General features: G+C 63.6%; 23 protein-coding genes, 1 pseudogene and 1 riboswitch. Of the genes and pseudogenes, 14 read left to right on the top strand and 10 right to left on the bottom strand.

The genetic code is table 11. The features are described from left to right. Positions 1–113 precede the first annotated feature (113 nt). The 4 genes from AC2FMN_RS14030 to AC2FMN_RS14015 form a co-directional block, all read right to left on the bottom strand. Complete coding sequence (locus tag AC2FMN_RS14030) at positions 114–719, bottom strand: inner membrane-spanning protein YciB (RefSeq protein WP_496688870.1); 606 nt, start codon at positions 717–719, stop codon at positions 114–116. A gap of 17 nt (positions 720–736) precedes the next feature. Then, entirely contained in the window at positions 737–1639 is a 903-nt protein-coding gene (locus tag AC2FMN_RS14025; RefSeq protein WP_496688868.1) for an EamA family transporter, read from the bottom strand. Positions 1640–1718: 79 nt separating this feature from the next. Continuing rightward, on the bottom strand, positions 1719–2870 hold the full coding sequence (gene ftsY / locus AC2FMN_RS14020) for a signal recognition particle-docking protein FtsY (protein WP_496688866.1): 1152 nt from the start codon (positions 2868–2870) through the stop codon (positions 1719–1721). A 57-nt stretch (positions 2871–2927) separates the two neighbouring features. Further along, positions 2928–3563 (bottom strand): lysoplasmalogenase, encoded by a 636-nt coding sequence (locus AC2FMN_RS14015; RefSeq protein ID WP_496688864.1) that lies wholly within the window; start codon positions 3561–3563, stop codon positions 2928–2930. A gap of 138 nt (positions 3564–3701) precedes the next feature. On the opposite strand from AC2FMN_RS14015, the gene AC2FMN_RS14010 reads away from it, so the two are divergent. Further along, positions 3702–4094: a hypothetical protein gene (locus tag AC2FMN_RS14010; protein ID WP_496688862.1), complete on the top strand. Its 393-nt coding sequence runs from the start codon at positions 3702–3704 to the stop codon at positions 4092–4094. Between the two features lie 12 nt (positions 4095–4106). Here the strand turns inward: AC2FMN_RS14010 and xseA are convergent, their stop codons facing one another. Further along, positions 4107–5600 (bottom strand): exodeoxyribonuclease VII large subunit, encoded by a 1494-nt coding sequence (gene xseA / locus AC2FMN_RS14005; protein ID WP_496688860.1) that lies wholly within the window; start codon positions 5598–5600, stop codon positions 4107–4109. A gap of 74 nt (positions 5601–5674) precedes the next feature. Here xseA and purD point away from each other — a divergent pair, with 74 nt between their 5' ends. After that, a complete protein-coding gene (purD, locus tag AC2FMN_RS14000; protein ID WP_496688859.1) occupies positions 5675–6937 on the top strand; it encodes a phosphoribosylamine--glycine ligase in 1263 nt (420 codons plus the stop codon). 89 nt (positions 6938–7026) lie between these two features. On the opposite strand, the gene AC2FMN_RS13995 is transcribed toward purD, so the two are convergent. After that, positions 7027–7773, bottom strand: coding sequence for an FG-GAP repeat domain-containing protein (locus tag AC2FMN_RS13995; RefSeq protein ID WP_496689010.1), 747 nt, complete (start codon positions 7771–7773; stop codon positions 7027–7029). 32 nt (positions 7774–7805) lie between these two features. Next, positions 7806–8129: a 2Fe-2S iron-sulfur cluster-binding protein gene (locus AC2FMN_RS13990; RefSeq protein WP_149776058.1), complete on the bottom strand. Its 324-nt coding sequence runs from the start codon at positions 8127–8129 to the stop codon at positions 7806–7808. A gap of 126 nt (positions 8130–8255) precedes the next feature. On the opposite strand from AC2FMN_RS13990, the gene AC2FMN_RS13985 reads away from it, so the two are divergent. Beyond that, complete coding sequence (locus AC2FMN_RS13985; protein WP_496688857.1) at positions 8256–8642, top strand: OB-fold nucleic acid binding domain-containing protein; 387 nt, start codon at positions 8256–8258, stop codon at positions 8640–8642. Between the two features lie 40 nt (positions 8643–8682). Next, positions 8683–9498: a DUF2189 domain-containing protein gene (locus AC2FMN_RS13980; RefSeq protein WP_496688855.1), complete on the top strand. Its 816-nt coding sequence runs from the start codon at positions 8683–8685 to the stop codon at positions 9496–9498. A gap of 64 nt (positions 9499–9562) precedes the next feature. Here the strand turns inward: AC2FMN_RS13980 and AC2FMN_RS13975 are convergent, their stop codons facing one another. Continuing rightward, positions 9563–10261, bottom strand: a complete 699-nt coding sequence (locus AC2FMN_RS13975) for a glutathione S-transferase N-terminal domain-containing protein (protein WP_496688853.1) — start codon at positions 10259–10261, stop codon at positions 9563–9565. Between the two features lie 112 nt (positions 10262–10373). Continuing rightward, a riboswitch (SAM riboswitch) is annotated at positions 10374–10451 on the top strand. Positions 10452–10513: 62 nt separating this feature from the next. Between AC2FMN_RS13975 and metZ the strand changes: the two genes are divergently transcribed. The 5 genes from metZ (at position 10514) to AC2FMN_RS13950 (ending at position 17002) form a co-directional block, all read left to right on the top strand. Next, positions 10514–11704: an O-succinylhomoserine sulfhydrylase gene (metZ, locus tag AC2FMN_RS13970; RefSeq protein WP_496688852.1), complete on the top strand. Its 1191-nt coding sequence runs from the start codon at positions 10514–10516 to the stop codon at positions 11702–11704. 191 nt (positions 11705–11895) lie between these two features. Beyond that, positions 11896–12999: a GTP cyclohydrolase FolE2 gene (gene folE2, locus AC2FMN_RS13965; RefSeq protein WP_496688850.1), complete on the top strand. Its 1104-nt coding sequence runs from the start codon at positions 11896–11898 to the stop codon at positions 12997–12999. Positions 13000–13276: 277 nt separating this feature from the next. Then, positions 13277–13921, top strand: a complete 645-nt coding sequence (locus AC2FMN_RS13960) for a hypothetical protein (RefSeq protein WP_496688848.1) — start codon at positions 13277–13279, stop codon at positions 13919–13921. Between the two features lie 52 nt (positions 13922–13973). Continuing rightward, positions 13974–15422 carry a TrkH family potassium uptake protein gene (locus tag AC2FMN_RS13955; protein WP_496682232.1) on the top strand — a complete coding sequence of 483 codons (1449 nt, stop codon included), beginning with the start codon at positions 13974–13976 and terminating at the stop codon, positions 15420–15422. Then, positions 15422–17002, top strand: a complete 1581-nt coding sequence (locus tag AC2FMN_RS13950) for a thiamine pyrophosphate-binding protein (protein ID WP_496688847.1) — start codon at positions 15422–15424, stop codon at positions 17000–17002. Before AC2FMN_RS13955 ends, AC2FMN_RS13950 begins: the two co-directional genes overlap by 1 nt. 56 nt (positions 17003–17058) lie before the next feature. On the opposite strand, the gene AC2FMN_RS13945 is transcribed toward AC2FMN_RS13950, so the two are convergent. Continuing rightward, positions 17059–18798, bottom strand: coding sequence for a serine protease (locus tag AC2FMN_RS13945; RefSeq protein ID WP_496688846.1), 1740 nt, complete (start codon positions 18796–18798; stop codon positions 17059–17061). A 205-nt stretch (positions 18799–19003) separates the two neighbouring features. Here AC2FMN_RS13945 and AC2FMN_RS13940 point away from each other — a divergent pair, with 205 nt between their 5' ends. Beyond that, on the top strand, positions 19004–19933 hold the full coding sequence (locus AC2FMN_RS13940) for a glycine--tRNA ligase subunit alpha (protein ID WP_496682224.1): 930 nt from the start codon (positions 19004–19006) through the stop codon (positions 19931–19933). An 8-nt stretch (positions 19934–19941) separates the two neighbouring features. On the opposite strand, the gene AC2FMN_RS13935 is transcribed toward AC2FMN_RS13940, so the two are convergent. Further along, complete coding sequence (locus tag AC2FMN_RS13935; RefSeq protein WP_496688844.1) at positions 19942–20574, bottom strand: MarC family protein; 633 nt, start codon at positions 20572–20574, stop codon at positions 19942–19944. A 91-nt stretch (positions 20575–20665) separates the two neighbouring features. Here AC2FMN_RS13935 and AC2FMN_RS13930 point away from each other — a divergent pair, with 91 nt between their 5' ends. The 4 genes and pseudogenes from AC2FMN_RS13930 to AC2FMN_RS13915 all read left to right on the top strand — a co-directional run. Beyond that, positions 20666–21190: a DUF6446 family protein gene (locus AC2FMN_RS13930; RefSeq protein ID WP_496682218.1), complete on the top strand. Its 525-nt coding sequence runs from the start codon at positions 20666–20668 to the stop codon at positions 21188–21190. A gap of 8 nt (positions 21191–21198) precedes the next feature. Beyond that, entirely contained in the window at positions 21199–22410 is a 1212-nt protein-coding gene (gene gltS, locus AC2FMN_RS13925) for a sodium/glutamate symporter (protein ID WP_496689008.1), read from the top strand. 9 nt (positions 22411–22419) lie between these two features. Beyond that, a complete protein-coding gene (gene glyS, locus AC2FMN_RS13920) occupies positions 22420–24678 on the top strand; it encodes a glycine--tRNA ligase subunit beta (RefSeq protein WP_496688842.1) in 2259 nt (752 codons plus the stop codon). Positions 24679–24766: 88 nt separating this feature from the next. Then, positions 24767–25720: pseudogene (locus tag AC2FMN_RS13915) on the top strand (pyruvate, phosphate dikinase); the annotation flags it as partial.

Here is a 25720-nt window from a genome sequence, read left to right as displayed (position 1 = left end):
AGGCCTCGGCCGGGAACTTGGTGGGTGGTGGTGTGTCAGCTTTCCACAGCTTGCGCGTCAAGCCAAGGATTTTGTGTGGTTTTCCACCGATGCAGGGCTCGCCGGTCGGTGCCTTAGTTCTGGTCCGGGTCGTCCATGTAGCTTTGCAGGATGCTGAATTGCAGCATCAGGAACCCCATCAAGGCGATCGGGAAGCCAAAGGTTTCGATCTTGACCCACAGATCGGTGGACAGTGTGCGCCAGACCAGTTCATTTGCCACCGCCAGAACGGCGAAACAGGCGCACAGGCGGCGGGTCAGGATCATCCAGCCCTCGTGGCGCATGGGCAGCATCTCGTCCAGCACATAGGCGAGGTAGGATTTCCCTTGCAGCAGACCGATGCCCAGCGTCAGCGAGAAGAATCCGTAGACCAACGTGGTTTTCATCTTGAAGAACCGCTCGTCGTTGAACCAGGCGGTCAGGCCGCCGAAAAAGATGACCATGATGGCGGTGAAGATCTGCATCCGGCTGAGTTTGCCGGTCAGGTACCACAGGATACCCATCGCCCCCAACATCAGCGGAACGAAGATGATGGTGGCCACGATGAAGCCGGAATATTCCGTGCCACCGATCAGAAAGCTGTCGTCGCGCAGGCGCAGGTAGATGAAGAAGAAGGCCAGCGGTGGTCCCAGTTCCAGCACCTGTTTCAGAAACGGATTGATCTCTTTCTTGCCTGCCATGCCTGTCGTCCTGCTGTTCACCCGCCCATTTCAACTATTACCGCGCCCAATGCAATCAATGCCATCAGGATTATGCGCCGAGGCCCCACGGTCTCTTTCAGGGCCAGCCAGCCGATCAGCGCGGCAAAGACGGTCGAGGTTTCGCGCAGCACCGCGGCTTCGCCGACCTTGTCCAGCCGGGTGGCCAGCATGATTGCTCCGAAAGACATGGGGGCGATCAGCCCGCCTGCAAGCCCCCGCAGCATCAACGGCCCGATCGCCGGGCGGTGAGTCATCGCCCGCCAGCGCAGGAAGGCGTAGATCGGCATTGTCGCCCCGTCGATCATGAAGAACCAGGCCAGAAAGGTGAACGGATCAGCCGTGGCGCGGATGCCGTAGGCGTCATAGGTGGTGTAGAGCGCCACGAAGAGGCCGGTTGCAACCGCAAGGGCCAATGCGATGCCCAAAGTCTCGCGGTTGGTTTCCAGGAAGCGGAAATTGTAGGCAGCCAATCCAAAGATACCGGTCAGCAGCACGGCAACGCCCAGCCATTGGGTGGGCGAAAAGGTTTCGTTGAACAGCAGATAGGCACCGATGACGGTGAACAGCGGGCCGGTGCCGCGCACCACCGGGTAGACCACGGTGTAGGACCCCTTGGTATAGGCCATCGCCTGCAGCGTCTTGTAGGCGACATGGATCAGCCAGACCACGGCAAATATCGGCCACATAAAAGGTTCGGGCCAGGGCACGACGAAGAACGCAAAGGGCGCGGCCATCAGGCAATAGCAGGCGTCGATCGCCCCGCGCGACAGCCAGGGGTCATGCCGACCCTTCTGCAGCGCGCCGAAAACCGCGTGTAGGAAGGCCGCCATAAGGGCGAGGCCAAGGGCCAGCCTGTGTCCGGCCTCGGTGCCTTCGAGGGAGATCAGCCAGTCGCTCACGCTGCGGGTCTTTCGCTGGTGGAGAGGCTGGGGGTTTTCCACCCCCAGACCCCCGAGGATATTTGGGGCCAGATGAAGGTCAGTTGGGGGCGAGTCCGGTCAGGGCGGCGGCGAATTCCTCGGGGTCGAAGGGGGCCAGATCGTCGATCTGTTCGCCGACGCCGATGGCGTGGATCGGCAGGCCGAACTTGTCGGCCAGCGCTACCAACACGCCGCCCTTGGCGGTGCCGTCGAGCTTGGTCATCACCAGGCCCGAGACATCGGCCAGCTTGCGGAAGGTTTCCACCTGGCTGAGCGCGTTCTGACCGGTAGTAGCGTCGAGCACCAGAAGCGTGTTGTGGGGCGCCGTCTCGTCGATCTTGCGGATGACGCGGACGATCTTGGCCAGTTCCTCCATCAGGTCGGCGCGGTTCTGCAGGCGGCCGGCGGTGTCGATCATCAGCAGGTCGGCGCCTTCGGCTTGCGCCTTGGTCAGGGCGTCGAAGGCGAGCGAGGCGGGGTCGGAGCCTTCGGGCGCGGTCAGGACCGGTACACCGGCGCGATCGCCCCAGACCTGCAGCTGTTCCACGGCGGCGGCCCGGAAGGTGTCGCCCGCGGCGATGACCACCTTTTTGCCGGCGGCCTTGAACTGGCTGGCCAGCTTTCCGATCGTCGTGGTCTTGCCAGACCCGTTGACGCCCACCACCAGCACCACCTGCGGGCGCTTGGGGTAGATCGGCATCGGTTTGGCGACCGGCTCCATCACGCGGGCGATTTCGCGGGCCAGCAGTTGCTTGATCTCTTCGGTCGAGAGTTTCTTGCCGTAGCGCCCCTCGGCCATGTTGGCGGTGACGCGCAGGGCGGTGTCGACGCCCATGTCCGAGGCGATCAGCAGTTCCTCGAGCTGTTCGAGCATGTCGTCGTCCAGCGTGCGGCGGACCACCGGCCCGGCATCGCCGCGACCGAAGAGACGCCCGATCAGGCCCTTGGACTGGGGCTGTTCCGGCAATTCCGGCGGCGGCGGGGCGGGCGTCGGATCGGCCGGCTCGGGCGACGGTGTCTCGACCGGCTGCGGTGTGGGTGCGGGTTCGGGGATTTCCGGGACGGGTTGCGGTTCGGGCTCGGGCTGGGGGATCATCGGATCGGGGGCGGTGGTTTCTTCGCCGCCGTCCTCGACGATTGCCTCAAGCCCCTGTTCGAGGCGGGACGAGGATTTGAACAGCCGGTCCTTGAGCTTGGTAAAAAACGCCATAGTGGTCTCCGCAGGTGTTCTCTTCACCTAATGCGGAATGGCGGCAGTTGCAAAGGGTCAGGTGAAGGCCAGGAAAAAGCCGAACTGTGCGCCCCAGTAGAGCGGCCAAACCAGATAGGGCGTCAGCCGCAGGGCCGGGTGGCTAGGCGGCAGCAGGAACCTTTCGGTTGCCAGGATCAGGTCCGAGGCGATGAAGGCCATCGCGGCTGGCAAAGCCCAGCGCAGCGCCCCGGCCTCGGGCAGGGTCAGAACAGTGATGCCCATGCCCAGAATGATCGGGATATAGGCAAGGACCGGTCCGCGCAGATCCCCGGCCCGAGTGGCCAGCAGCGTGGCCATCACGATCCCCAGAACGACCAGCGTCCAGGCGTATCCGGGTTTGTCCAGGATCAGCGCGGTGTCGCTTGCCGGATGGGTCAAGAACAGAGCGATGTAAACCAGATGCCCGGCGGCGAACGCCCCGATGCCGGCCATGAATGCGCCTTCTGTCTCGTGCGACAGAAGCGCGTCTCCTAAGGCGCAGAGAGAAAGCGCGAGGACCAGAAGCAGAGGGCCGGACTGCACTGCGGCCTCGACGGCCAGCAGGGCGACGCTGGCAGTTTTCAGCGCCGTGCGTAGCAGGCTGGCCGGACGAGCCGTCAAGGCCAGATAGGCCAGGGCACAGGCCAGCGCTGCGAGTACGAGAATGGTCATCTTTGGCCTCCGGTTTCCGCCTGCGCCGGAAAGTTTCGCCGCAAGCGGGGCAAATCCTCAACCCGTAACGTGGGGGCATGGCATGCGGCGGCCAAACGGGCGATGGCACAGGGCGGCGGCATCTGCCAAGATACCCCCATGTTCACGCGAGCGGCGATTCTGTTTTTCGTGCTGGCCCCATCGGTGGTGGCCCAGCCCTTGTCGGGCGCCGAATTCGATGCCTACACCCGGGGCAAGACCCTGTTTTACGGGTTCGACGGCGTTGCCTACGGGGTCGAGCGGTACCTGCCGGACCGGCGGGTGATCTGGTCATTTCTGGATGGCGACTGCAAACAGGGCGTCTGGTATGAACAGGACGGCCAGATCTGTTTTGTCTACGAAGATCGCCCGGACCCGCAATGCTGGGTCTTTAGGCAATCGGGGGGCAGGCTGGTCGCCCAGTTCGAAGGCGACCCCGAGGCAACCGAGTTGTATGAAGCGGGCGACATCGACGAAGAGATGATCTGCTATGGCCCGGATGTCGGGGTTTGATCGCTCGGGTTTCTAGAACAGCGACCCTTGATCCGGGGCAGGTGGCTTGGATGGTTTCTTCGCGGCTGAGGCCGTTCCGGACAGCGGTGCTGCCTTCAAGTTTCCATCCGCGAACTCAATAGTCAGAGTGGCGTGCTTGCTGGCCATTGCCTTTGTGGTGACCACGCCGCTTTCGGCATGCACCACGGCATAGCCGCGTTGAAGTGTGGCCTTGTAGCTGAGCGTTTCCCTAAGTCGGTCGGTCGCATCCAGTTGTTGGCGAAGCCGGTCCATCCGCAGATTCTGCGCGGCCGTCATGCGCTGGGCCAGCTGATTGACCCGGTCGCGCTGCTGCTGGACTTCGCGCTGGATCGGGCGGATCGACAGGCGCGAGGACAGGTTGCGCAGCGTGTCCCGCCGCGCGGCCACGAGGCTGCGCAGCGTTGACGGGCGCAGGTGCCCCGACAGTTCCACCACTTGCAGGCGGCGGTTCTGCACGCCGCGTTGCAACGCTGGAGCCAGACGATCGGCAATCAGGTCCAGCCGTTGGCGCGGACCATCCAGCAGAGTTTCGGGGCGCGGCAGTGCGCGCGACAGATCGCGCAGGCGTTGGGCGCGGCGCTGCACAGCGTCGGTGGCCGCGCGGGATAGGCGGGCGCCCTGTTCGCCGGTCCAGGCCAGCAGTTCCATCCGCACGGGCACGGCCAGTTCGGCGGCGGCTGTGGGCGTGGGCGCGCGGCGGTCCGAGACATAGTCGATTAGCGTGGTGTCGGTTTCGTGCCCAACGGCCGAGATCAACGGGATCTCGGACGCGGCGGCGGCACGGGCCACGATTTCTTCGTTGAAACCCCACAGATCCTCGATCGAGCCGCCGCCACGGGCGACGATGATCAGGTCGGGCCGCGGTAGCGCGCCACCGGGCGTCAGGCGGTTGAAGCCTTGAATTGCGTTGGCGACCTCGGTCGCGCAGTTGGCGCCCTGCACGGCCACGGGCCAGATCAGCACCTTGCGCGGGAAACGGTCACGTAGGCGGTGCAGGATGTCGCGGATCACCGCGCCCGAGGGCGAGGTGACGACGCCGATGATCTGTGGCAGGAAGGGCAGGGGTTTCTTGCGCTCGGGCGCAAACAGCCCTTCGGATTCCAGCTGTTTCTTGCGCTTTTCCAGCAAGGCCATCAGCGCGCCCTGACCGGCCACGACGACCTCGTCGACGTTCATGTTGTATTTCGACTGCGCGCCGAATGCAGTGAGGCGGCCTGTGACCACGACCTCGAGCCCTTCCTCGGGGATCACCGCTAGGCCGGAGATCTGGCCTTTCCACGTGGTGCAGGCCAGCACGTTGCGGTCATCCTTGACGTCGTAATACAGGTGCCCCGAGCGCGCCTTGAATACGCGCCCGACCTCGCCGCGCACGCGGATTCGCCCGAAAGTGCCTTCCAGCGTGCGTTTCACCTCGCCCGAGATCTCGGACACGGTGTATTCGGGGGTATTCTGGCCGGGAATCGGATCGTCAAGCAGGTCGGACATTTCAGCGCCTTGTTTCGATTGCCCGCGCAGCTTAGAACGCCGCGCAGGCAAGGCCAAGCAGATCGGAGACTTTCATGAACATCCTCATTCTCGGCAGCGGCGGGCGCGAACACAGTCTGGCCTGGGCGGTGATGCAGAACCCCAAATGCGACCGCCTGATCGTGGCGCCGGGCAATGCCGGGATCGCGCAGATCGCCGATTGTGCGGCACTAGATATCGAGAATGGCGGCGCGGTGGTCAGTTTCGCCGAGGAAAACGCCATCGACTTCGTGATTGTCGGCCCCGAGGCGCCCTTGGCCGCCGGGGTTGCCGACCGGCTGCGCGAGGCGGGCATTCTGGTGTTCGGCCCCTCGGCCGAGGCGGCGCGGCTGGAGGCCTCAAAAAGCTTTACCAAGGAGATCTGCGATGCGGCCGGTGCGCCCACCGCCGCCTATGCCCGGTTCACCGAGGCCGAGCCGGCCAAGGCCTATATCCGCCAGCAGGGCGCGCCGATCGTCGTCAAGGCCGATGGTCTGGCCGCGGGCAAGGGCGTGATCGTGGCGATGGACGAGGCGACCGCGCTGGAGGCCGTGGACGACATGTTCGGCGGCGCCTTCGGCGGGGCCGGGGCCGAGGTGGTGATCGAGGAGTTCATGGACGGCGAAGAGGCCTCGCTGTTCGTGCTGTGCGACGGCGAGAACATCCTGTCGGTCGGCACCGCGCAGGACCACAAGCGCGTGGGCGAGGGCGATACCGGCCTGAACACCGGCGGCATGGGAGCCTATTCTCCGGCACCGGTTCTGAGCCCCGAGGTCGAGGAGCGTGCGATGGAACAGATCGTGCGCCCGACGATGGCCGAGATGGCCCGGCGCGGCACGCCGTTTCAGGGCGTGCTGTATGCCGGTCTGATGATCAAGGACGGGCAACCGAGGCTGGTGGAGTACAACGTGCGCTTCGGCGACCCGGAATGTCAGGTTCTGATGATGCGTCTGGGGGCGCAGGCGCTGGACCTGATGCATGCGGCGGCCGAGGGACGGCTGGACGAGGCGCGGGTCAACTGGGGCGACGATCATGCCATGACGGTGGTGATGGCCGCGCAGGGCTATCCTGGGGAATATGAAAAAGGCAGTGTGGTCAACGGGCTGGATGACTTGCCCGAGGACAGCAGCCATATGGTTTTTCATGCGGGTACCAAGGCGCAGGACGGACAGATTTTGGCCTCGGGGGGGCGGGTTTTGAACGTGACGGCGCGTGGAGCAACTTTGCAGGAGGCGCGTGACAACGCTTACGCAATGGTCGAGGCCATCGATTGGCCGGGCGGCTTCTATCGGCGCGATATCGGGTGGCGGGCGCTTTGACCGTTTGAATGCCTGCAGGGAAAGGGGGCTTTGCCCCCGCGGCCTGCGGCCTCACCCCCAGGATATTTGAGGCCAGATGAAGCGTGCGGTCAGCAAGTGAGCGCGCGCGCCATGGCTTTGTTGTCGGTCAGCGGGCCGAGGTCTCTGGTGCGCCAGCCGTCTTCGTGGTGGACGGCGATGATCCGTCGCCAGTCGGCGCTGGCGACGATCAGTTCCGGCCGTTCGTTGCAGGTGCGAAGGCCGCCCGAGATGAAATCCTCGCCGATCCGGTGGTTGGTCAGGCCGGGAAGCGCGGCGATTTCCGTCAGTTGGCCGTCGGCAAAGCGCCAGATGCGTAGGATTTTGGCCAAGTGGGGGCGATCGACATAGGCGATTTCGACATGTCCGTCGCCGTCGAGGTCAGCTGCGCTGACCGGGGCCAGCCAGCGGAAACGGGTGCCGATATGCGGTGTCGTCGCCATGCGGCCGTGCGGGCCGTAGATGGCAAGGCGCGCGCCGTGCTGCGCGTCACTCTCCACCGTAATGACTTCCGGAAGACCGTCGCCCGTGACGTCGACCACCCGGGGCGCGAGGTCTTCGAAGACGAGATGATCGGGCAAGGTGAAGGTGCGGTGCACGCCGTCCGAAAGCCTGAGTTCAAGCGTCCCCCATTCGATCCGGTCACCCAGAACGCCGTGTGGATAGCGGGTGGTCGGGTCGGTGTAGTGGGCGGTCGCTATGGTTTCGGCGGCCAAGGCAGGACCCGCCAGCCACAGGCATGCAGCCATCAGCGCGCCGCGCACGCGGCACGGCCAAAAGCGCACCGCCAGACGCGGCGCTTTGAAGCCGCAACGCATGCCGCCGGACGAGCGGGACATGCGCCGTCGCATCAGATCTGCTTTTCCGGCATCTGCACGATCAGCCCGTCCAGTTCGTCCGTCACCTTGATCTGGCAGGTCAGGCGCGAACGGGCCGGGTCGGGCTCGTAGGCGAAATCCAGCATGTCCTCTTCCATGTCGTCCTTGGCGGGCAGTTTCTCGACCCAGTCGGGGTGGACATAGACATGGCAGGTCGAGCAGGCGCAGGCCCCGCCGCAATCGGCTTCGATGCCGGGGATGTTGTTGTCGCGGGCGCCTTCCATCACGGTCAGGCCGTTGGCGACTTCGACGGTGTGCTCGGTGCCACCGTGCTCGATGTAAGTGATTTTTGCCATTGCTCGCGTCTTCCTCTTGCGATGTTTCGCATCTTCCTAATCAAGCCATCTAGGCGTTTCCACCCTCATTTGCGACTCGTCGTGGCGCGTCTGGACATTCGTAGCGTATGTTCTATTTTTGTTCCTATGATCGCAACCCCGGCATCCCCCACGGTTTCAGGCCAGGACTGGCCGCGCCCGCCCGCCTGCCTGCCCGCCAACCGGCTGCAGGAGCCGCCCGAGGGCGCGCGGGTGACGGTCGCGGGGCTGGTGATCCTGCGGCAGAGGCCGGGGACGGCCAAGGGGGTGATCTTTGTCACGCTCGAGGACGAGACCGGCATCGTGAACGTAATCGTCTGGCGCAAGATCTACGAACGGTTCCGCCGGGCGGTGATCTCGGGACGGCTCTTGCGCGTCACCGGACGGATGCAGCGGGCCCATTCGGTGACCCATGTGATCGCGGAAGAGATCGAGGACATCTCGGGGATGCTGGACCTGCTGGTGCGGGGGGATGGGCAGGCCGGCTTGCCCTGATGCCTGACCTGATGCAAACTTTCCCGCGGAGGAGTTTGTCATGGCATCCAAAGCCGAAGGGTCCACGCCGGGCAACCCGGCGCCGCAGCAGGGGACTGCGCCCAAGGTCAACAAGGTTACAGCGGATGATATTGCCGAGTCGCTGAAAGCGGGGTTTTCCGACTTTCTGGCGCGCCCGGTCATGAGCGGCTTTTTCGGCCTATTCTACGCGCTGTTCGGGATACTGTTCGTTTGGGCCCTGGTCTGGCTGGGCGCGGTCTGGATGGTCATTCCCGCCGCCGTCGGCTTTCCGCTGGTCGCGCCCTTTGCCGCCGCCGGGCTGTATGAAATGTCGCGCCGGATGCAGAAGGGCGAAGACTTTGGCTGGCGTGATATTCTCACGGTCATGGCCAATCAGCGCAAACGCGAAATGGGTTGGATGGCCTTTGTCACCCTGTTCATTTCTTGGGTGTGGTTCTATCAGTTCCGGACCGTGATGGTGATCGTCCTGCAACATTCATCCTTCTCGGATCTCGAAGGGTTCCTGAATACCGTGTTCTTTTCGCCCGAGGGCTGGATCTTTCTTGCGATCGGCACCTGTGTCGGCGCTTTTCTGTCGGCGGTGCTGTTCTCGGTGACCGTCGTCGCCATGCCCCTGCTGCTTGACCGCGAGGTCGATTTCATCACCGCGATGATCACATCCGTTCGGGTCGTCCGGGAAAACCCGGTGGTCATGCTGAGCTGGGCGGCGATCATCGCGGTCACCATGCTGCTGTCGCTGGTTCCGGCCTTTCTGGGCCTGATCTTTACCCTGCCGATCCTTGGCCACACCACTTGGCATCTGTATCAGCGAGCCGTGCAGCCGGCCGAGGGGTGATCTGTCCTGCAAATGAATGGTGTCGGTAGCGAAAGCCTCGGCCAAGACAACCCGGATAGCAGCTTCACCTCTTGAACAAGACCCCCTGCGCCTCTTTGCTGCGGTGATCGCCGCGCAGTTCGGCGTGCAAGCCCCGCCCCGCCTGCACCCCTGGACGGGCGGCCATGACCTCGAGCCACCGGGCCATGCGCGGTTTGTCTTCCAGCGTCTGCTGCTGGCCCTCCCACAGGCTGGCCCAGGGCCAGATCGCCATGTCGGCGATGGAGTAGAAGTCTCCGGCGACGTATTCATTCTCCGCCAGCCGCCGGTCCAGCACGCCATAAAGACGGGCGACCTCGGTGCGGTAGCGATCCTTGGCATAGGGGATGTCCTGCGGCGGGTCGAAATATGGGGCGTATTTCAGGAAATGATGCGCCTGACCCGCCATCGGGCCGACGCCGCCCATCTGCCACATCAGCCATTCCTCAACCGCAATCCGCTGGCGCTCGGTCTGCCCATAGAACCGCCCGGTCTTGCGCGCCAGATACATCAGGATCGCGCCGCTTTCGAAAACCGAGATCGGTGCGCCGTCTGGGCCGTCGGGGTCGACGATGGCGGGCATCTTGTTGTTCGGGGCAATCTTGAGGAACTCGGGGTCGTACTGGTCGCCCTTGCCGATGTCGATTAGGTTGACGGTGTAGGGCAGACCCATCTCCTCGAGCGCGATGGAGATTTTCCAGCCATTCGGCGTGGGCCAGTAGTAAAGCTCGATCGGGTCCGCCATGTGTCCTCCGTGTCTCGGAAGGTGATCATGAGGCATTTGCGGCAAACGGCAAGGGGCAGGCCGCGCACCCGTTCAGGCTTGACGCAACGGGATGCGCGGCGTATGGGCAGCGCAGGAACCACGTGGCGATTTGTTACCGGATTGCGGGCCACGCTAAACAACACCGCTAAAAGGTCAGGATGAAAGCCCCCTTTCGCTTGACCGCGATTGGGTTTTTTTTTGCCCTCGGGTTCCGGGGCGGAAAGGGATGAGATGAGCGACAGCTGGAGCAAGCGCACCAAGGCCGTGCATGGTGGAATCCGCCGCAGTCAATACAAAGAGGTGAGCGAGGCGATCTTCCTGACACAGGGCTTCGTCTATGACACCGCCGAACAGGCCGAGGCGCGGTTCATCGAATCCGGGCCTGATGAGTTCATCTATGCCCGTTATGGCAACCCGACCGTATCGATGTTCGAGCAGCGCATCGCTGCGCTGGAAGGGGCCGAAGACGCCTTCGCCACCGCCTCGGGCATGGCAGCGGTGAACGGGGCACTGACCTCGATGCTCAAGGCCGGGGATCATGTGGTTTCGGCCAAGGCGCTGTTCGGGTCGTGCCTGTATATCCTGGAAAACATCCTTGGACGGTACGGGGTCGAGGTGACTTTCGTCGATGGCACCGATCTGGACCAGTGGAAGGCGGCGATCCGGCCCGACACCAAGGCGGTGTTCTTTGAATCCATGTCCAATCCGACGCTCGAGGTCGTCGACATCGAGGCCGTGGCCGAGTTGGCCCACGCGGTCGGGGCCACGGTGATCGTAGACAACGTGTTCTCGACCCCGGTCTTTTCCAAGGCGATCGCGCAGGGTGCCGATGTGGTGGTCTATTCGGCGACCAAGCATATCGACGGGCAGGGGCGTGCGCTGGGCGGGGTGATCCTTGGCAGTCGCGAGTTCATCCGCGGCACGGTGGAGCCCTACCTGAAGCATACCGGCGGCGCGCTGAGCCCCTTCAACGCGTGGATCATGCTCAAGGGGCTGGAAACGTTGGCGCTGCGGGTCAATGCGCAGGCCGAGACGGCGCAGAAGCTGGCCGAGACGCTGGAAGGGCACCCGGCGCTGGATCGGATCATGTATCCGGGTCTGAAATCTCATGCCCAAAACGCTCTGGTGCAGAGCCAGCTGGGGGGTAAGGGCGGCACGGTTCTGTCGCTGGACATCAAAGGGGGCAAGGACGCGGCCTTCCGGTTCCTGAACGCGCTGACGATCCCGGTGATCTCGAACAATCTGGGCGACGCCAAGTCCATCGCTACCCATCCAGCGACGACCACGCACCAGCGGCTGAGCGAAGCCCAGAAAGACGAATTGGGCATCACGCCCGGTTTGATCCGCTTTTCCGTCGGGCTCGAGGATGCCGACGATCTGCTGGCGGATATACGACACGCATTGTCGGCTGCTGCGGACTAATGGCGCAATTGGGCGGGTGAACACATCGGCATCGGCGAAAGGCAGATCGGGACAAGGGCGCAATCCGTTCGGAAACGGCGGTTTTAAGATGGTTTTTTCAATCCGGGCTGCTATCTCAACCGTATTGGGTTAGACTGAGGCTTTCGCCGTGGTCACAGATGACCTGACGACACACTGAGGATATGCAGCCGATGAACATTCATTCGCGCGACATTGACGAAAAACCTGATCGGGACGCGGCCGCCGAGGCTCTCAAGGTCCTGCGGAAATGGGCAAAAGGCGCAAGCTCGGCCGAGATTAGCCAGCTTGATCCGGCGGTGGCGCGCCTGGTGCCTGGGTTGATGCCGGAAAACTACCCTGCGATGTCGCGTGAATATCCCGACGACTTTAAGGTCGACGACGCCTACAAATCTGCTTTGCCCGACCTTCAGAACGGTCCGTCCAGCCTGATCCGTGGTGCCAAACAGCAGATCCAGCATGTGGGCATCTCGAATTTCCGCCTGCCGATCCGGTTCCACAGCAAGAACGGCCCTGACCTGACGCTGGAGACCTCGGTCACCGGCACCGTCAGCCTCGAGGCCGACAAAAAGGGCATCAACATGTCCCGGATCATGCGGTCCTTCTACAAACATTCCGAGCGTACGTTCAGTTTCGAGGTGATGGAGGCCGCGCTGAGCGATTACCTGACCGATCTCGACAGCTTCGACGCGCGGCTGCAGATGCGCTTTTCCTACCCCGAACGGGTCAAGAGCCTGCGGTCGGGGCTGGAGGGATATCAGTATTATGACATCGCGCTAGAATTGGTTGAACAGGGCGGGGTCCGTCAAAAGATCATGCATCTGGACTATGTCTATTCTTCGACATGCCCGTGTTCGCTGGAACTCAGCGAACACGCCCGATCGGTGCGGGGGCAGTTGGCAACGCCGCATTCGCAACGGTCGGTGGCGCGGATCTCGGTCGAGGTCGACAGTGACGCCGATTGCCTTTGGTTCGAGGACCTGATCGCCTTGTGCCGCCGGGCCGTGCCCACCGAAACCCAGGTGATGGTCAAGCGCGAGGATGAACAGGCCTTTGCCGAACTGAATGCCGCCAATCCGATTTTCGTCGAAGATGCCGCGCGTTTGTTTTGCGCTGAGCTTCTGGCCGATCACCATATCGGTGACTTCCGCGTGATCGCCAGCCACCAGGAAAGCCTGCACAGCCATGACGCGGTCTCGATCCTGACCGAAGGGCCGACTTTCGCCGCATCCAGCCTGGACCCGCGCCTGTTCTCGACGCTGTTCCACGTGGGATGATCGGCGCAAGCTGCTGAAAAAATGCGCAGGATCTGTCGGTTCAGCGCCTTTTCGCCGCATCGCAGCAAATTTTGCTGCGCGTGCGGCATTTATGCGATACGATTCTTGTGAATGCAGCATCGGCGCATCCGCACGGGTGGGTGTGCCATCCCGAAAGGAAGCCGAGACGTGCATCGCCTTGGACTGCACCCCGCCTCTGATCGCCCGATGGTTCGGTGTGGCAAGGGTTTTGCCCCTCAGGTTTCCGGCTGCTTCGCATTTACAGGAGAGACATGTAATGAATCCGATTGCCCATCAGCTTGAGCTTCAAGCCGCTGCCATGCGCCTAGCGGGCCATGCCGTTGCCAGCCAGTTGAAACTTATGGAAATCGTAGCTCGTTCGGCATTCGAACTGCCCTTGGCGCCGTTTGGCGTGCCAAGTGCAGGGACCAAGGCGACCGCGGCCGCACCGGCCAAGCGCCCCGCCCCGAAGCCTGTTCGCAAAGCGAAACCCGCAGCTAGTCCCAAGTCTGCCGCCAAAGTGGCCAAGCCCAAGCTGGCAGCTAAAGCCACCGCAGCGCAGGCGAAGCCCGCCGCGAAGCCGGCACCCGCGCGAAAGGCGGCCAAGCCATCGGTGGTGGCGACGCCGAAAGCCGCTGCTTCAAAAGCCACGACTCCCGCCATCGCGCCGAAAACCGACGCCGGGGCCAAGGTTTCCGAGCGGAACGCAGCGCCCAAAAGTGCGGTCTCGGAACCGGCTCGGCCTCAAAAGGTTACCGCGAAACCGGCATCGAACGTTCAGTCGAACAAGGTGCCCGCGCCGGTAGAGGTCGCCGCCCCGACCAAGCCGGTTGCCGCGACCGCCAAGCCTACGCCACGCCGGACCCGGGCGCCGTCCAAGCCGCCGGCGATGCCGGAGCCAAAGGTCACAAACACGGACTGATCTTTCTCCGCTTGCTTGACAGTTCCGGGCGGGCGCGCCAACCCTGCGCCTCATGATTGATCTTCGCCCTGTCGGATATGTGATTGGATTGCTGGTCGCCATTCTCGGGGCGACCATGGCTCTGCCCATGCTTGCCGACGTCATCGAAGGCCGTGGCGAATGGACCGTTTTCTTTGAAAGCGGCGTCATCACGATTCTGACCGGGGTCGTTCTGGCAATGAGCTGCGCGAACGGCGTAGGTGAGGGGTTAACGATCCGCCAGACCTTTCTTCTGACCACGGCGGTTTGGGTCGCGCTGCCTGTGTTCGGCGCGATCCCCTTCATCTTCGGCGCGACCGAGCTGCGCTTCGTCGATGCCTATTTCGAGGCGATGTCCGGCCTGACCACCACCGGATCGACGGTCATTTCCGGGCTGGACGACCTGCCGCGCGGTTTGCTGCTGTGGCGTGGAATCCTGCAATGGTTGGGTGGGATCGGCATCATTGTCGTGGCCATGGTCTTCCTGCCCGAGCTCAAGGTCGGCGGTATGCAGATTTTCCGCTCGGAAGGGTTCGAGACCATGGGGAAGATCCTGCCCCGCGCGCAGGAGATCGCGGGCCAGATTTCCCTGATCTACGTCTTTCTGACCTTTGTCTGTGGCCTTGTTTATGCCGGGCTGGGGATGAGTTTCTTTGACGCGCTGGTGCATGCGCTGACGACGATTTCGACCGGCGGATTTTCGAACTATGACGCGTCTTTTGGCACCTTTTCGGGGCCTGCAGAATATGCGGCATCCGTTTTCATGATCCTCGCAGCGCTGCCCTTCGTGCGCTATGTGCAATTCGTTAACGGCCGGACCACTTCCTTGTGGGAGGACAGTCAGATCCGCGTGTTCCTGGCCACGATCGCCGTGCTGGTGATGGTTATGGCGGTTTTCCTGACCTCGGTCTTTCCGCATCATTGGGAACAGGCGGTGCGCGAGTCGCTGTTCAACATCACCTCGATTATTTCCGGAACCGGCTATGCCAGCGTCGATTACATGGCCTGGGGCAGTTTTCCGATCATGATGTTCTTCATGATCGGGCTGATCGGCGGGTGTGCGGGCTCGACGGCCTGTTCGATCAAGGTGTTCCGGTATCAGTTGCTGTTTGCCTCGATCAAGGCGCAGATTCAGCGCATCCGGTCACCGCATGGGGTGTTCATCCCCAAATATGACGGCCGCCCGATCAGCCGCGACGTGCTGACCTCGGTCATGAGCTTTTTCATGTTCTTCGCCCTGTCGCTGGGCGGGCTGTCGTGGGCACTGGCCCTGACCGGGTTGGATTTCATCACCGCCGTCTCGGGCGCGGCCACGGCGTTGGCCAATGTCGGCCCCGGTCTGGGCGATCAGATCGGCCCGGCCGGAAACTTTTCCGGGTTGAACGACACGGCCAAGTGGCTGCTGACCTTCGGCATGCTCACCGGGCGGCTGGAGTTGATGGCCGTCTATGTCCTGTTCACCATAAGGTTCTGGAGAGGCTGATGAAAAGACCGCTGGGCGCGCAGATTTCCCACATGCTCAGGGATCGGGGGGTCGAGGTCATCTTCGGCATCCCCGGCGTGCACAATCAGGAAATGTATCGCGGGATCGAAGAGGCAGGTATTGCCCATGTCCTGGCCCGGCACGAACAGGGCGCGGGGTTCATGGCCGACGGTTACGCACGCGCCACGGGCAAGCCGGGCGTGGCCTATGTGATCACAGGGCCGGGCCTGTGCAATATCCTGACGCCGATGGGGCAGGGGTACACGGACTCGGTGCCGATGCTTGTTTTGTCCTCGTGCCTGGACGAGTCCCAAGCCCAGCGGGGCCAGTTGCACCAGATGAAGGATCAGCGCGCCGCTGCGGGCTGCGTGGCCGACTGGTCGTGCCAGGCCAACGACGCGCAAGCGGTTTATGGCCTGATCGAGCGCGCCTTCGAGGAATTCGCGCTTCAGCGTCCGCGTCCCAAGCATATCCAAGTGCCGATCGGCCGGCTCGAGGCCGAGGCCGATCCTGCGCCTTTTCCCAACCAGGACGCGCAACGGGTGCGCGCGCTGGCGCCCGACATCGCCCCGGTCCTGTCGCTGCTGAACATCGCGCGCCGGCCTTTGTTCATTTTGGGAGGCGGAGCCCGGTCGAACCTGTGGCGCCAGATCCTGATCAATCTGGGCGCGGCCTGTTTCACCACCTATGCCGGGCGGGGGCTGGTCGGCACGGGATACGCGCTGGATTTCGGCGCCATGCTGCCGCGTCCGGGCAGCGCCGAGGTCATCGGGTCCGCCGACCTAGTGATCGCAGTTGGGGCCGAGTTGGGAGAGGTGGATCTGTGGCGCGACGACCTGGGCCACAAGGCAACGCTGGTGCGGGTCGATCTGGACCCCGAGGTGCTGTCGGATCGCCACCGGGCCGCGGTCAAGCTGCAGGCCGATGCCGAGAGCTTTGCGCTGGCCCTGTGGGCGGCCACCGAAGCCGCCAAGCCCGCAACCGGCTGGAGCCCCGATGAGGTGGCCGAGGCGCGCGCGCGCTGGCGGGCCGAGGTCGATGCCGAGCGCCCGGGTATCGTGCCCGTGGCCGATGCCCTGCGCGCGGCGATGCCAGCCGACACGATGATCTATTCCGACATGACCCAGTTCGCCTATGCCGCGAAAGAGGTCTGGGACATGGCCTTTCCCCACCACTGGCATCATCCGACCGGGTTCGGCACCCTGGGCTATGCCCTGCCGGCGGCGATCGGTGGTGCGGTGGCGCGGCGCGGCAAGCCGACCGCCGTGATCGCGGGGGATTACGGTTTTCACTACACGATGCAGGAACTGGGCGTCGCAGTAGAGCTGGGTCTGTCGCTGCCGATCATCCTGTGGGACAACGGCAAGCTGAAAGAGATCGAGGACAGCATGGTCAGCAGCCAGATCGCCCCCAACGCCGTGGTGGCGCACAACCCCGATTTCTGCAAACTGGCCGAGGCATTCGGTGCCTTGTCAGCGGCCCCTGCGTCACTGTCCGACATGCAAAATGCGGTGCGGACGGCCTTTGAGGCGCCGCGGCCCACGCTGATACATGTGACGCCCGAAATCCTGAACGGTTGATCGCAAAAGGCGCCGCATGGAACTGCGGCGCCCTCGGTCGGTTCACAAGGCCCGGATCAGTCCCAGCAATTCACCAGGACCGTCATACCGATTGCCCGACGGTTCAGTTCGTCCGGCGAGACCTGTCCGGTTTCCTGCGCGGTTTGGGCCGTGGCACCTGCTTTTGACAGAAGGTCATGCAGGTGGTCGGCGGCGGCCGCCAGGCTGACATCGCGTGGCAGGGTGCGGCCTTCGGTCCGGGTGGGCAGCAACATGCCCACGACATTGCCGTGATCGTCAAAGACCGGCCCGCCGGCGTCCCCCGGTTGCGCCGCAAGGTTCAGGCGGGTCACGCCGGTTTCGCCGTTCAGCCCGCGGATGTCTGCGACCTTGCCAAAGGTCAGCGTCGGGGCACCCAGCGCGCCTTCGTAGGAATACCCGGCCACGGCTACTTCGGACTGCAGCCGCGGAGGTGCGTCGTTCAGGGCCGCCACGGCCATCGGCGCAAGATTGCGAGCCGGTCGCAGCACCGCCGCACCAAGATCCGGGTCGCTGTGGGCCAACTCCAGGTCCTGATCGTCATCCAGGGTGATGCGGCTGCAGTTCTGGACGGCCTCGGCTACGGTCAGGACCAGCCCGCTCGGGTCGGCAAAGAAGCCCGACCGTGACAGGCGCGGCTTGCGGATGCGCAGGCCCGACATCAGATCGACGCTCTGGCTGGCCGTTGCACCGGCGGACGAGTCCAGCACTGCGTCGAGCGGGGCAAAGCTGTTGGTCATGACGGACAGAACGCGGGTGCGGCGGGCCTCGTCCCCCTCGGGCCAGACCAGGGTGAAACCCTTGATCCGGCCATCCTTCAACTCGGCCTGGGTATGGGACACGATCCCTTTGCCCCGACCTTCGATCGAGAAGCGGTTTCGACTGATCTCGCGCGGGCCGTTCAGGGGGACGATTTCCAGCGACTGCATCACCTCGTAGAGGGCACGCAGGGTGTTGTTGTCGCCCTTTTGGCTGATCAACAGAACGCGGGCGTCCAGATCGCCCTTCGGGTTGAAATGGGCGAATGGAGCCTCGTACCGGTCAAAGGCCACGACACCCAGCGGCAGGTCCATCGAGATCCCGGCGCGGTCATCGACATGGCGCTGCATGCCAACGCTGATGAGCGGTGCGTTGTAGTCATCCATCAGCACCTTGCGCTGTGCGGTGGTCAGAACGCCGGTAGGCTCGAACCCGTTGAACCGCTGCCAGTCGGCCATCGACCGGCGGGTGCCCTGTCCGAATGCGCCGTCGATCGTGGCGTTGTAAAAGCCCGCGGCCTGCAGGGCGGTCTGCAGGTCTTTGCGCTCCTGCGCGCTCAGCCGCCGTTCGGACTGCAGAGCCTGGGCGCGGGTTTCGTCCGACGGTTGCTGGGTCAGGCTGGTCTGGGGCTGTTCGGGTTCGGGCTGGACGGGGGCCGTGATGGCGCCCCGGTTCAGGACATTCGCGCCGATGGGCCAGAACTGCTGTCCCAGCGCGGAGGAAAAGGTGATGAAACTGTCCGACGGGATCTGACGCTCGGCCCGATAGACGCGCAGTACCTGTTCGGCATCTGCACGAAGATAGGGGCCGATGACGATGGCGTACCAGCCGCTGTTCAGGCGAAACCCGTTCACGTCGGGTAGATCGCTGGCATAGGCCTGGGCGCGCTCCTGCGCCTCGCGCAGCGAGGGCTGCGCCTCGATCTGCACCCAGACGCCGGGGTCGGTGCCTTGCTGAGCGATCGCGGCCCGCAGACCGAAGGAAATCGTGAAAATAAATGCAACTAGAATACGTGTCATTTTCTGCCCGTTGGTGCGGTGTCTTGGTCAAGGAACAGGTTACGCGATTCACCAGGGCGAAAGCCATGGCCCGGCCACGGGGAATTTCCAGTGTGGCGGCACAGTGACAGCCAGCGGCCATTGGCCCGTTGACGCCCTTTGGCCCCTTGCATAGGAAGGGCCAAACCGACCGGAACCGGGCACATCCGCGCCCAAAGGGAATGTCATGACCGAACCGTCAAGCGCACCACGTTCATTTCAGGAAATCATCCTGCGGCTTCAAAACTACTGGGCCTCGAAGGGCTGCGCCATCCTGCAGCCCTACGACATGGAGGTCGGCGCCGGCACCTTCCACCCTGCAACCACATTGCGCGCACTTGGCGCCAAGCCCTGGGCTGCGGCCTATGTGCAGCCCTCGCGCCGCCCGACCGACGGCCGCTATGGCGAAAACCCCAACCGTCTGCAGCATTATTACCAGTACCAGGTGCTGATCAAACCCAGCCCGCCGGACCTTCAGGAGCTGTATCTGGGCAGCCTTCAGGCCATCGGCATCGACATGGACCTGCATGACATCCGATTTGTCGAGGATGACTGGGAAAGCCCCACCTTGGGCGCATGGGGCCTGGGCTGGGAGGTCTGGTGTGACGGGATGGAAGTCAGCCAGTTCACCTATTTCCAGCAGGTCGGCGGCCATGACTGCGCGCCGGTCTCAGGCGAATTGACCTATGGGCTGGAACGGCTGGCGATGTATGTGCTGGGCATCGATCACGTGATGGACATGCCCTTCAACGATCCACAATCGCCGATCCCGCTGACCTATGGCGACATCTTCAAGCAGACCGAGGAAGAATACGCCCGCTGGAATTTCGACGTGGCCAATACCGAGGTTCTGCTGCGCCATTTCGAAGAGGCCGAGGCCGAGTGCGCTGCGATCCTGAGCCAGGAGCATGCGGACCCCAAGACGGGCAAGCGCATCATCATGGCGCATCCCGCCTATGACCAGTGCATCAAGGCCAGCCACATCTTCAACCTTCTGGACGCGCGCGGCGTGATCTCGGTGACGGAACGGCAGGCCTATATCGGGCGGGTGCGGGCGCTGGCCAAGCAATGCGCCGATGCCTTCGTGCAGACCGAGGCGGCCGGGTACCAGGCCTGATGGGCCGCTCAGGCCAATCCCGGCAGCAGGGTCTTCAGGCCGTCCGCGATCATGCCGACCGCGATGGCCGACAGGATCATGCCCATCAGACGGCTCATGATGACGCGGGCGTTGTCCGACAGGCGCCGGCCGAGGGCCGCGGCATTCCAGAACGTGACCAGCAACAGCAGCGTCACGCCCAAAAACACCCCGGCATAAAGCATGGCATCGGCAACGTTGCTGACATGATGGGCAAACAGGATGACCGTGGTGATGGTGCCGGGCCCCACGAGAATGGGAAAGGTCAGCGGATAGAAGGCGACAGTCTCGGGCGCCGGGTAGGCCTGTTTTTCGCTGTCCGTCCCGTGATGCGCGCTGGTTTCGCCACCGTTCAGCATGTTCAGCCCGAACAGCAGAACCACCAGGCCGCCAGCGACCCGCAGATCATTGACGCTGATCCCGAACAGCCCCAGAATATGATTGCCGAGGATGGCGAAAAGACCCCCGAGAACAAGGCAGTACACGGCGGTCTTGACCGCAACCTTGCGCTGGTCGCCCAGGTCCAGGCCCTCGGTCACGGTCAGGAAAACGGGCAGGTTGGTGATCGGGTTCATGATCGCAAACAGCGCGCCGAAAAATCCGGTGGCCAGTGTCAGATCCATGCAAATAGCCTTACGAAATCAGGTTCAGGTTCCGACACTGTCTCATTTTCGGACGACTTGAAAGACGCTGCGTGAACAGGAGGCGTGATCTATGACCGGAAAGCTGCTGGCAATTCTCATTGTGATCTGCGCGGTGATGGCGGGCGTGGCCATGTATTACCTGCAGGTCTACGGGTACTACTACACCGTCACGCCGACCCCCGGCCGGGATGTCGTTCTGACCGACCGGCAAAGCGGCGCGACGGTGCCCATTTCCTATGACGGGTTTCAAGCCATCGACGCCGACAGCTCTCCGATCCGGTACCGGGCCTGTTTCACGACGGATCTGACACCGGATCAACTGGCCCAGCAGTTCGAACCCGCCGAAAAGGCCGAGCCGCTGACGGCACCGGGCTGGTTCGACTGCTACGACGCCGAGGCGTTGGGAAAGGCGCTGGCAAGCGGTTCGGCCCGCGCGTTCATCGGCGTCAAGAACATCCACTATGGCGTGGACCGGGTGGTTGCGGTCACCCAGGACGGGCGCGGCTTTGCCTGGCACGTCCTGAACAACTGCGGCGAAAAGGCCTATGACGGCACCGTGGTCGGCGAGGAATGTCCGCCCCGCCCGGAAAGCTGAGCGGCAGGATGGGGTTCACCTTGGATATTCCCGGTTTCGTGACGGCAACACTGGGTTTTGCAGTCTACCTGATGGGCGCCGAGATCAACGCCCGCGCCGAGGTTCTGCGTCGGTTCAACATTCCCGAACCTGTGACCGGAGGCCTGCTGGCCTCACTGGTGGTTCTGGCGCTGTATTTGCTGTTCGGGATCGAACTGGAGTTCGACCTGACCGCGCGGGATTTCCTGCTGGTGCTGTTCTTTGCCGGGATCGGCCTGAACGCCCGGCTGTCCGACCTGATCGCAGGCGGAAAGCCCTTGCTGCTACTGCTGATCCTCACGCTGCTGACGATCGTGGCGCAGAACCTGATCGGCGCGGCGGGGGCGGCGGCCTTTGGCTATCCGGCGCAGTCCGGCGTTCTGTTCGGGTCGGCCGCCCTGATCGGCGGCCATGGCACTGCCATCGCTTGGGCGCCCGAGGTCGCGCAGGCCACCGGGCTTGAGGGCGCGACCGAGCTGGGGGTGGCCGTTGCGACCCTCGGGCTTGTTCTGGCCGCGCTGGTCGGTGGCCCCATCGCGCGTCTGTTGATCGAAGGGCGCGACCTGTCGCCAAACCGCCCGGACGAGGAACACACGATCGGCTTGCCCGACGAACCGTCAGACGCTGCCGCGAAGATCGACCACCTGACGGTGATGCGGGTGCTGCTGTACCTGAACATGGCCATCATCGCGGGCTATGCTCTGTCCGAGGTGATCCTGGCCGCGGGTTTGAAACTGCCGTTGTTCGTGCCGTGCCTGATCATGGGCATCGTGATCGGCAACCTGCGTCCGCTGCTGGCCCCGCGCGCTGCGCCTGTGTCGCGCACGCCGTCGCTGGCGCTGATTTCGGAGTTTGCGCTGGGCGCGTTTCTGGCCATGTCGCTGATGAGCCTGCAGCTGTGGACCATCGCAGATTTGGGCCTGTCGATCGTGGTGATCATGACGGCGCAAACGTTGTTTGCAGTGGCTTTCGTGATCTGGGTTCTGTTCCCAGTCATGGGCGCCAACTACCGCGCGGCCGTGCTGGCGGCGGGGTTTGGCGGCTTCGCGCTGGGCGCGACACCGACCGCAATTGCCAATATGACCGCCGTAACCAAGCGATACGGGCCTTCGCCTATTGCCTTTATCGTGCTCCCCCTTGTATCCGCATTCTTCGTGGATATCGCCAATGCCATCGTCATCCAGACGATCGTCAATTTCTAAGGATCGAAAATGCCCGACCTGCTGATCGAACTGTTTTCCGAGGAAATCCCCGCGCGCATGCAGACCCGCGCCGGCGAGGATCTGAAAAAACGGATCACCGACGGTCTGGTAGAGGCCGGTCTGACCTATGCCCACGCCCACGCCCTGACCACGCCGCGCCGCCTGACGCTGGCGGTCGAGGGGCTGCTGGCCGAAAGCCCCACCATCCGCGAGGAGCGCAAGGGCCCCAAGGTTGGCGCGCCGGACAAGGCCATCGAAGGCTTCCTACGTGGCGCGGGGATCAGCCGCGACCAATTGGAAGAGCGCGAGACGCCCAAGGGCGCGGTCTATTTTGCCACCATCGAGAAATCGGGTCGCCCGGCGGCCGAGATCGTGGCCGAGGTTTTGGCCGACACGATCCGAAACTTCCCCTGGCCCAAGTCGATGCGCTGGGGCAGTTCCTCGCTGCGCTGGGTGCGCCCGCTGCATTCGATCCTGTGCATCCTCAGCGATGAAGGCGGTGCACAGGTCGTGCCGATGGAGATTGGCGGGATCACGACCGGTGACACCACCGAGGGCCACCGCTTCATGGCGCCCGGCCGGTTTGCCGTGACCGGGTTCGAGGATTACGCCGCCAAGCTGAAGCGCGCGTTTGTCGTGCTGTCGCCCGAGGAACGGGCCGAGCACATCTGGAACGACGCACAGAATCTGGCCTTTGCTGCCGGTCTGGAGGTGGTCGAGGACAAGGGCCTGCTGGCCGAGGTAGCCGGGCTGGTCGAATGGCCGGTGGTGCTGATGGGGCAGATCGACGATGAATTCCTCGACCTGCCGCCCGAGGTGCTGCAGACCTCGATGAAAGAGCACCAGAAATTCTTCTCGGTCCGCAATCCCAAGACGGGGCGGATCGAGCGGTTCATCACCGTCGCCAACCGCGAGACCAGCGACAATGGCGCGACCATTCTGGCCGGAAACCAGAAGGTGCTGTCGGCCCGTCTGGCCGATGCAAAATTCTTTTGGGAAAATGATCTGCGCGTTGCCAAGGCAGACATCACGCAATGGACCCGCGCGCTTGAGAACGTGACCTTCCACAACAAGCTGGGCACCCAGGCCCAGCGGATCGACCGCATTGCCGCGCTGGCCCGCGAACTGGCCCCGGTGACGGGTGCCGACCCTGATCAGGCTGAAAAGGCCGCGCGGCTGGCCAAGGCCGATCTGAGTTCTGAAATGGTGTATGAATTCCCCGAACTTCAGGGGCTTATGGGCCGCTATTACATCGAGGCCGCCGGTGAAGACGCCGCCGTGGCCGCCGTGGCGCAGGAGCATTACTCCCCGCTGGGCCCGTCGGATGATGTTCCGGCGGCACCGCTGTCGATGACCGTGGCGCTGGCCGACAAGCTGGACACGCTGACCGGGTTCTGGGCGATTAATGAAAAGCCCACCGGCTCGAAAGACCCGTTCGCGCTGCGCCGCGCGGCGCTGGGGGTGATCCGGTTGATCCTAGAGAACGATCTGAGGCTGGATTTGAAAGAGGCCTGTGTCTGGGCCTACTTCCCGCACGCTCTCAAGCGTGACACCTCGGCCGGTGAAACCATCGAGGAAAAGCGCGCGGAATACGCTCGGATCATGGGAGTCGAGGTCGACAAACTGCATGATCTGGGGATCGAGGCATTGGCGTCGATGATTGCCGAGCGTGGAATTCTCGGTACGTTGTGGGACACGCTGAATGACCGGAACTCCAGCTTCCGCGAAGATGCGGTGATCCTGGAAGATTTGCTTACCTTCGTCCACGACCGGCTCAAGGTCTTTCTGCGTGACGAAGGCATACGCCACGACGTGATCGACGCCTGTATCGCGATGGACGGTAATGATGACATCAACCTGCTGGTTAAACGCGCCCGCGCGTTGAATGTGGTGATCGCGACCGAGGATGGAGAGAATCTCGTGCAGGGATTCAAACGCGCCAACAACATCCTGACCCAGGCCGAGGAAAAGGACGGCGTGGAATATTCCTTCGGGGCCGATCCGAAATTTGCTGAAACCGACAGCGAAAAGGCCCTGTTCACCGCGCTGGAGGAGGCGCAGGCCAAGATCGCGCCGGCACTCGAGGCCGAGGATTTCCCGGCGGCGATGGCAGCGATGGCCGCGCTGCGCGGGCCAATCGACGCATTCTTCGAGGACGTTCAGGTCAATTCCGACAATGCCGTGCTGCGCCGCAACCGCTTGAACCTTCTCAGCCAGATCCGCCAGATCTGTTCCAGCGTCGCGGACCTGACGAAGATCGAAGGCTGAGGCCCACGGGCGCGCCGCGGCGCGCCCACTCGGCCCTTGCGCGACCGGCGCAGGCGCTTATGCTGCGGAGAAACCAAAAGGTGCCGCAGTGCAGAATAATCCACATACAACGCTTGTCACACCCGATGCGCCCATCGCCGCGAATACGCATGGCGGGCGGGCGAAATGCCTGCAACGCTTGGTGCGGCTGAACCTGCCAGTGCCGCGCACCGTGGCGCTGTCTTTCGACGCCGTCCAGCGGATCGCCGATGGCGAGGTGCCCGACATCGAGGCGGTGCTGGAACAATTCGATGCTTCGGCGCTGCTGTGCGTCCGGCCCAGTTCCGAGGACCCCGATTGGGGTGGGCCGGGCGCGGTGTTGAACATCGGCATGAACGACGCGCGCTATGTAGAGCTGTCCGACAAGATGGGGGCCGAGGCCGCCGCCGCCCTGTATCTGCGGTTCGTGCAAAGCTATGCGATCCACGTCGCTCGGCTGGATCCGGATGTGTTCGACGATATCGAGGGCGACGGCCGCAGCGGGCTGCGCCAGACCCTGCGCGCCTACGAGGACGAGACCGACGAGGAGTTCCCACAGGACCGTGGCGAGCAGCTGATCGGGGTGCTGCGCTCGATGGCGCGGGCGTGGGACGGAACGTCGGCACGATTGCTGCGTCAGGCCAAGGGGGCGCCGGCCGATGCCGGGCTGGGTCTGGTGATCCAGGAGATGATTCCGGGCGTCGGGCAGGGCGAGTGCGGCTCGGGTGTTCTGCAACTGGTCGACCCCACGACGGGTCTGCCGCAGATCACGGGCCGCTATCTGAGCCAGAGCCAGGGCCGCGACGCGCTGGGCGACGGCGTTTCCGCACTTTATCTGGAAAAGGACCCCCGCGGACCGTCGCTCGAGGATGTGGCGCCGCAAGCCTTTGCCGACCTCAAGGCACATGCCGCGTTGATGCGCAAAAAGCTGCGCGAGGAAATGCAGGTTGAATTCGTGATCGAGAACGGCAAGGTGCATATTCTGGACGGCGTGCGCGTACCGCGCAGCGCCCGCGCCGCGATG

The organism is Ruegeria sp. BHSC037 (assembly GCF_059613045.1).
Note: the sequence above shows the minus strand (reverse complement) of the source record. Positions and strands in the feature narration are given on the sequence as shown.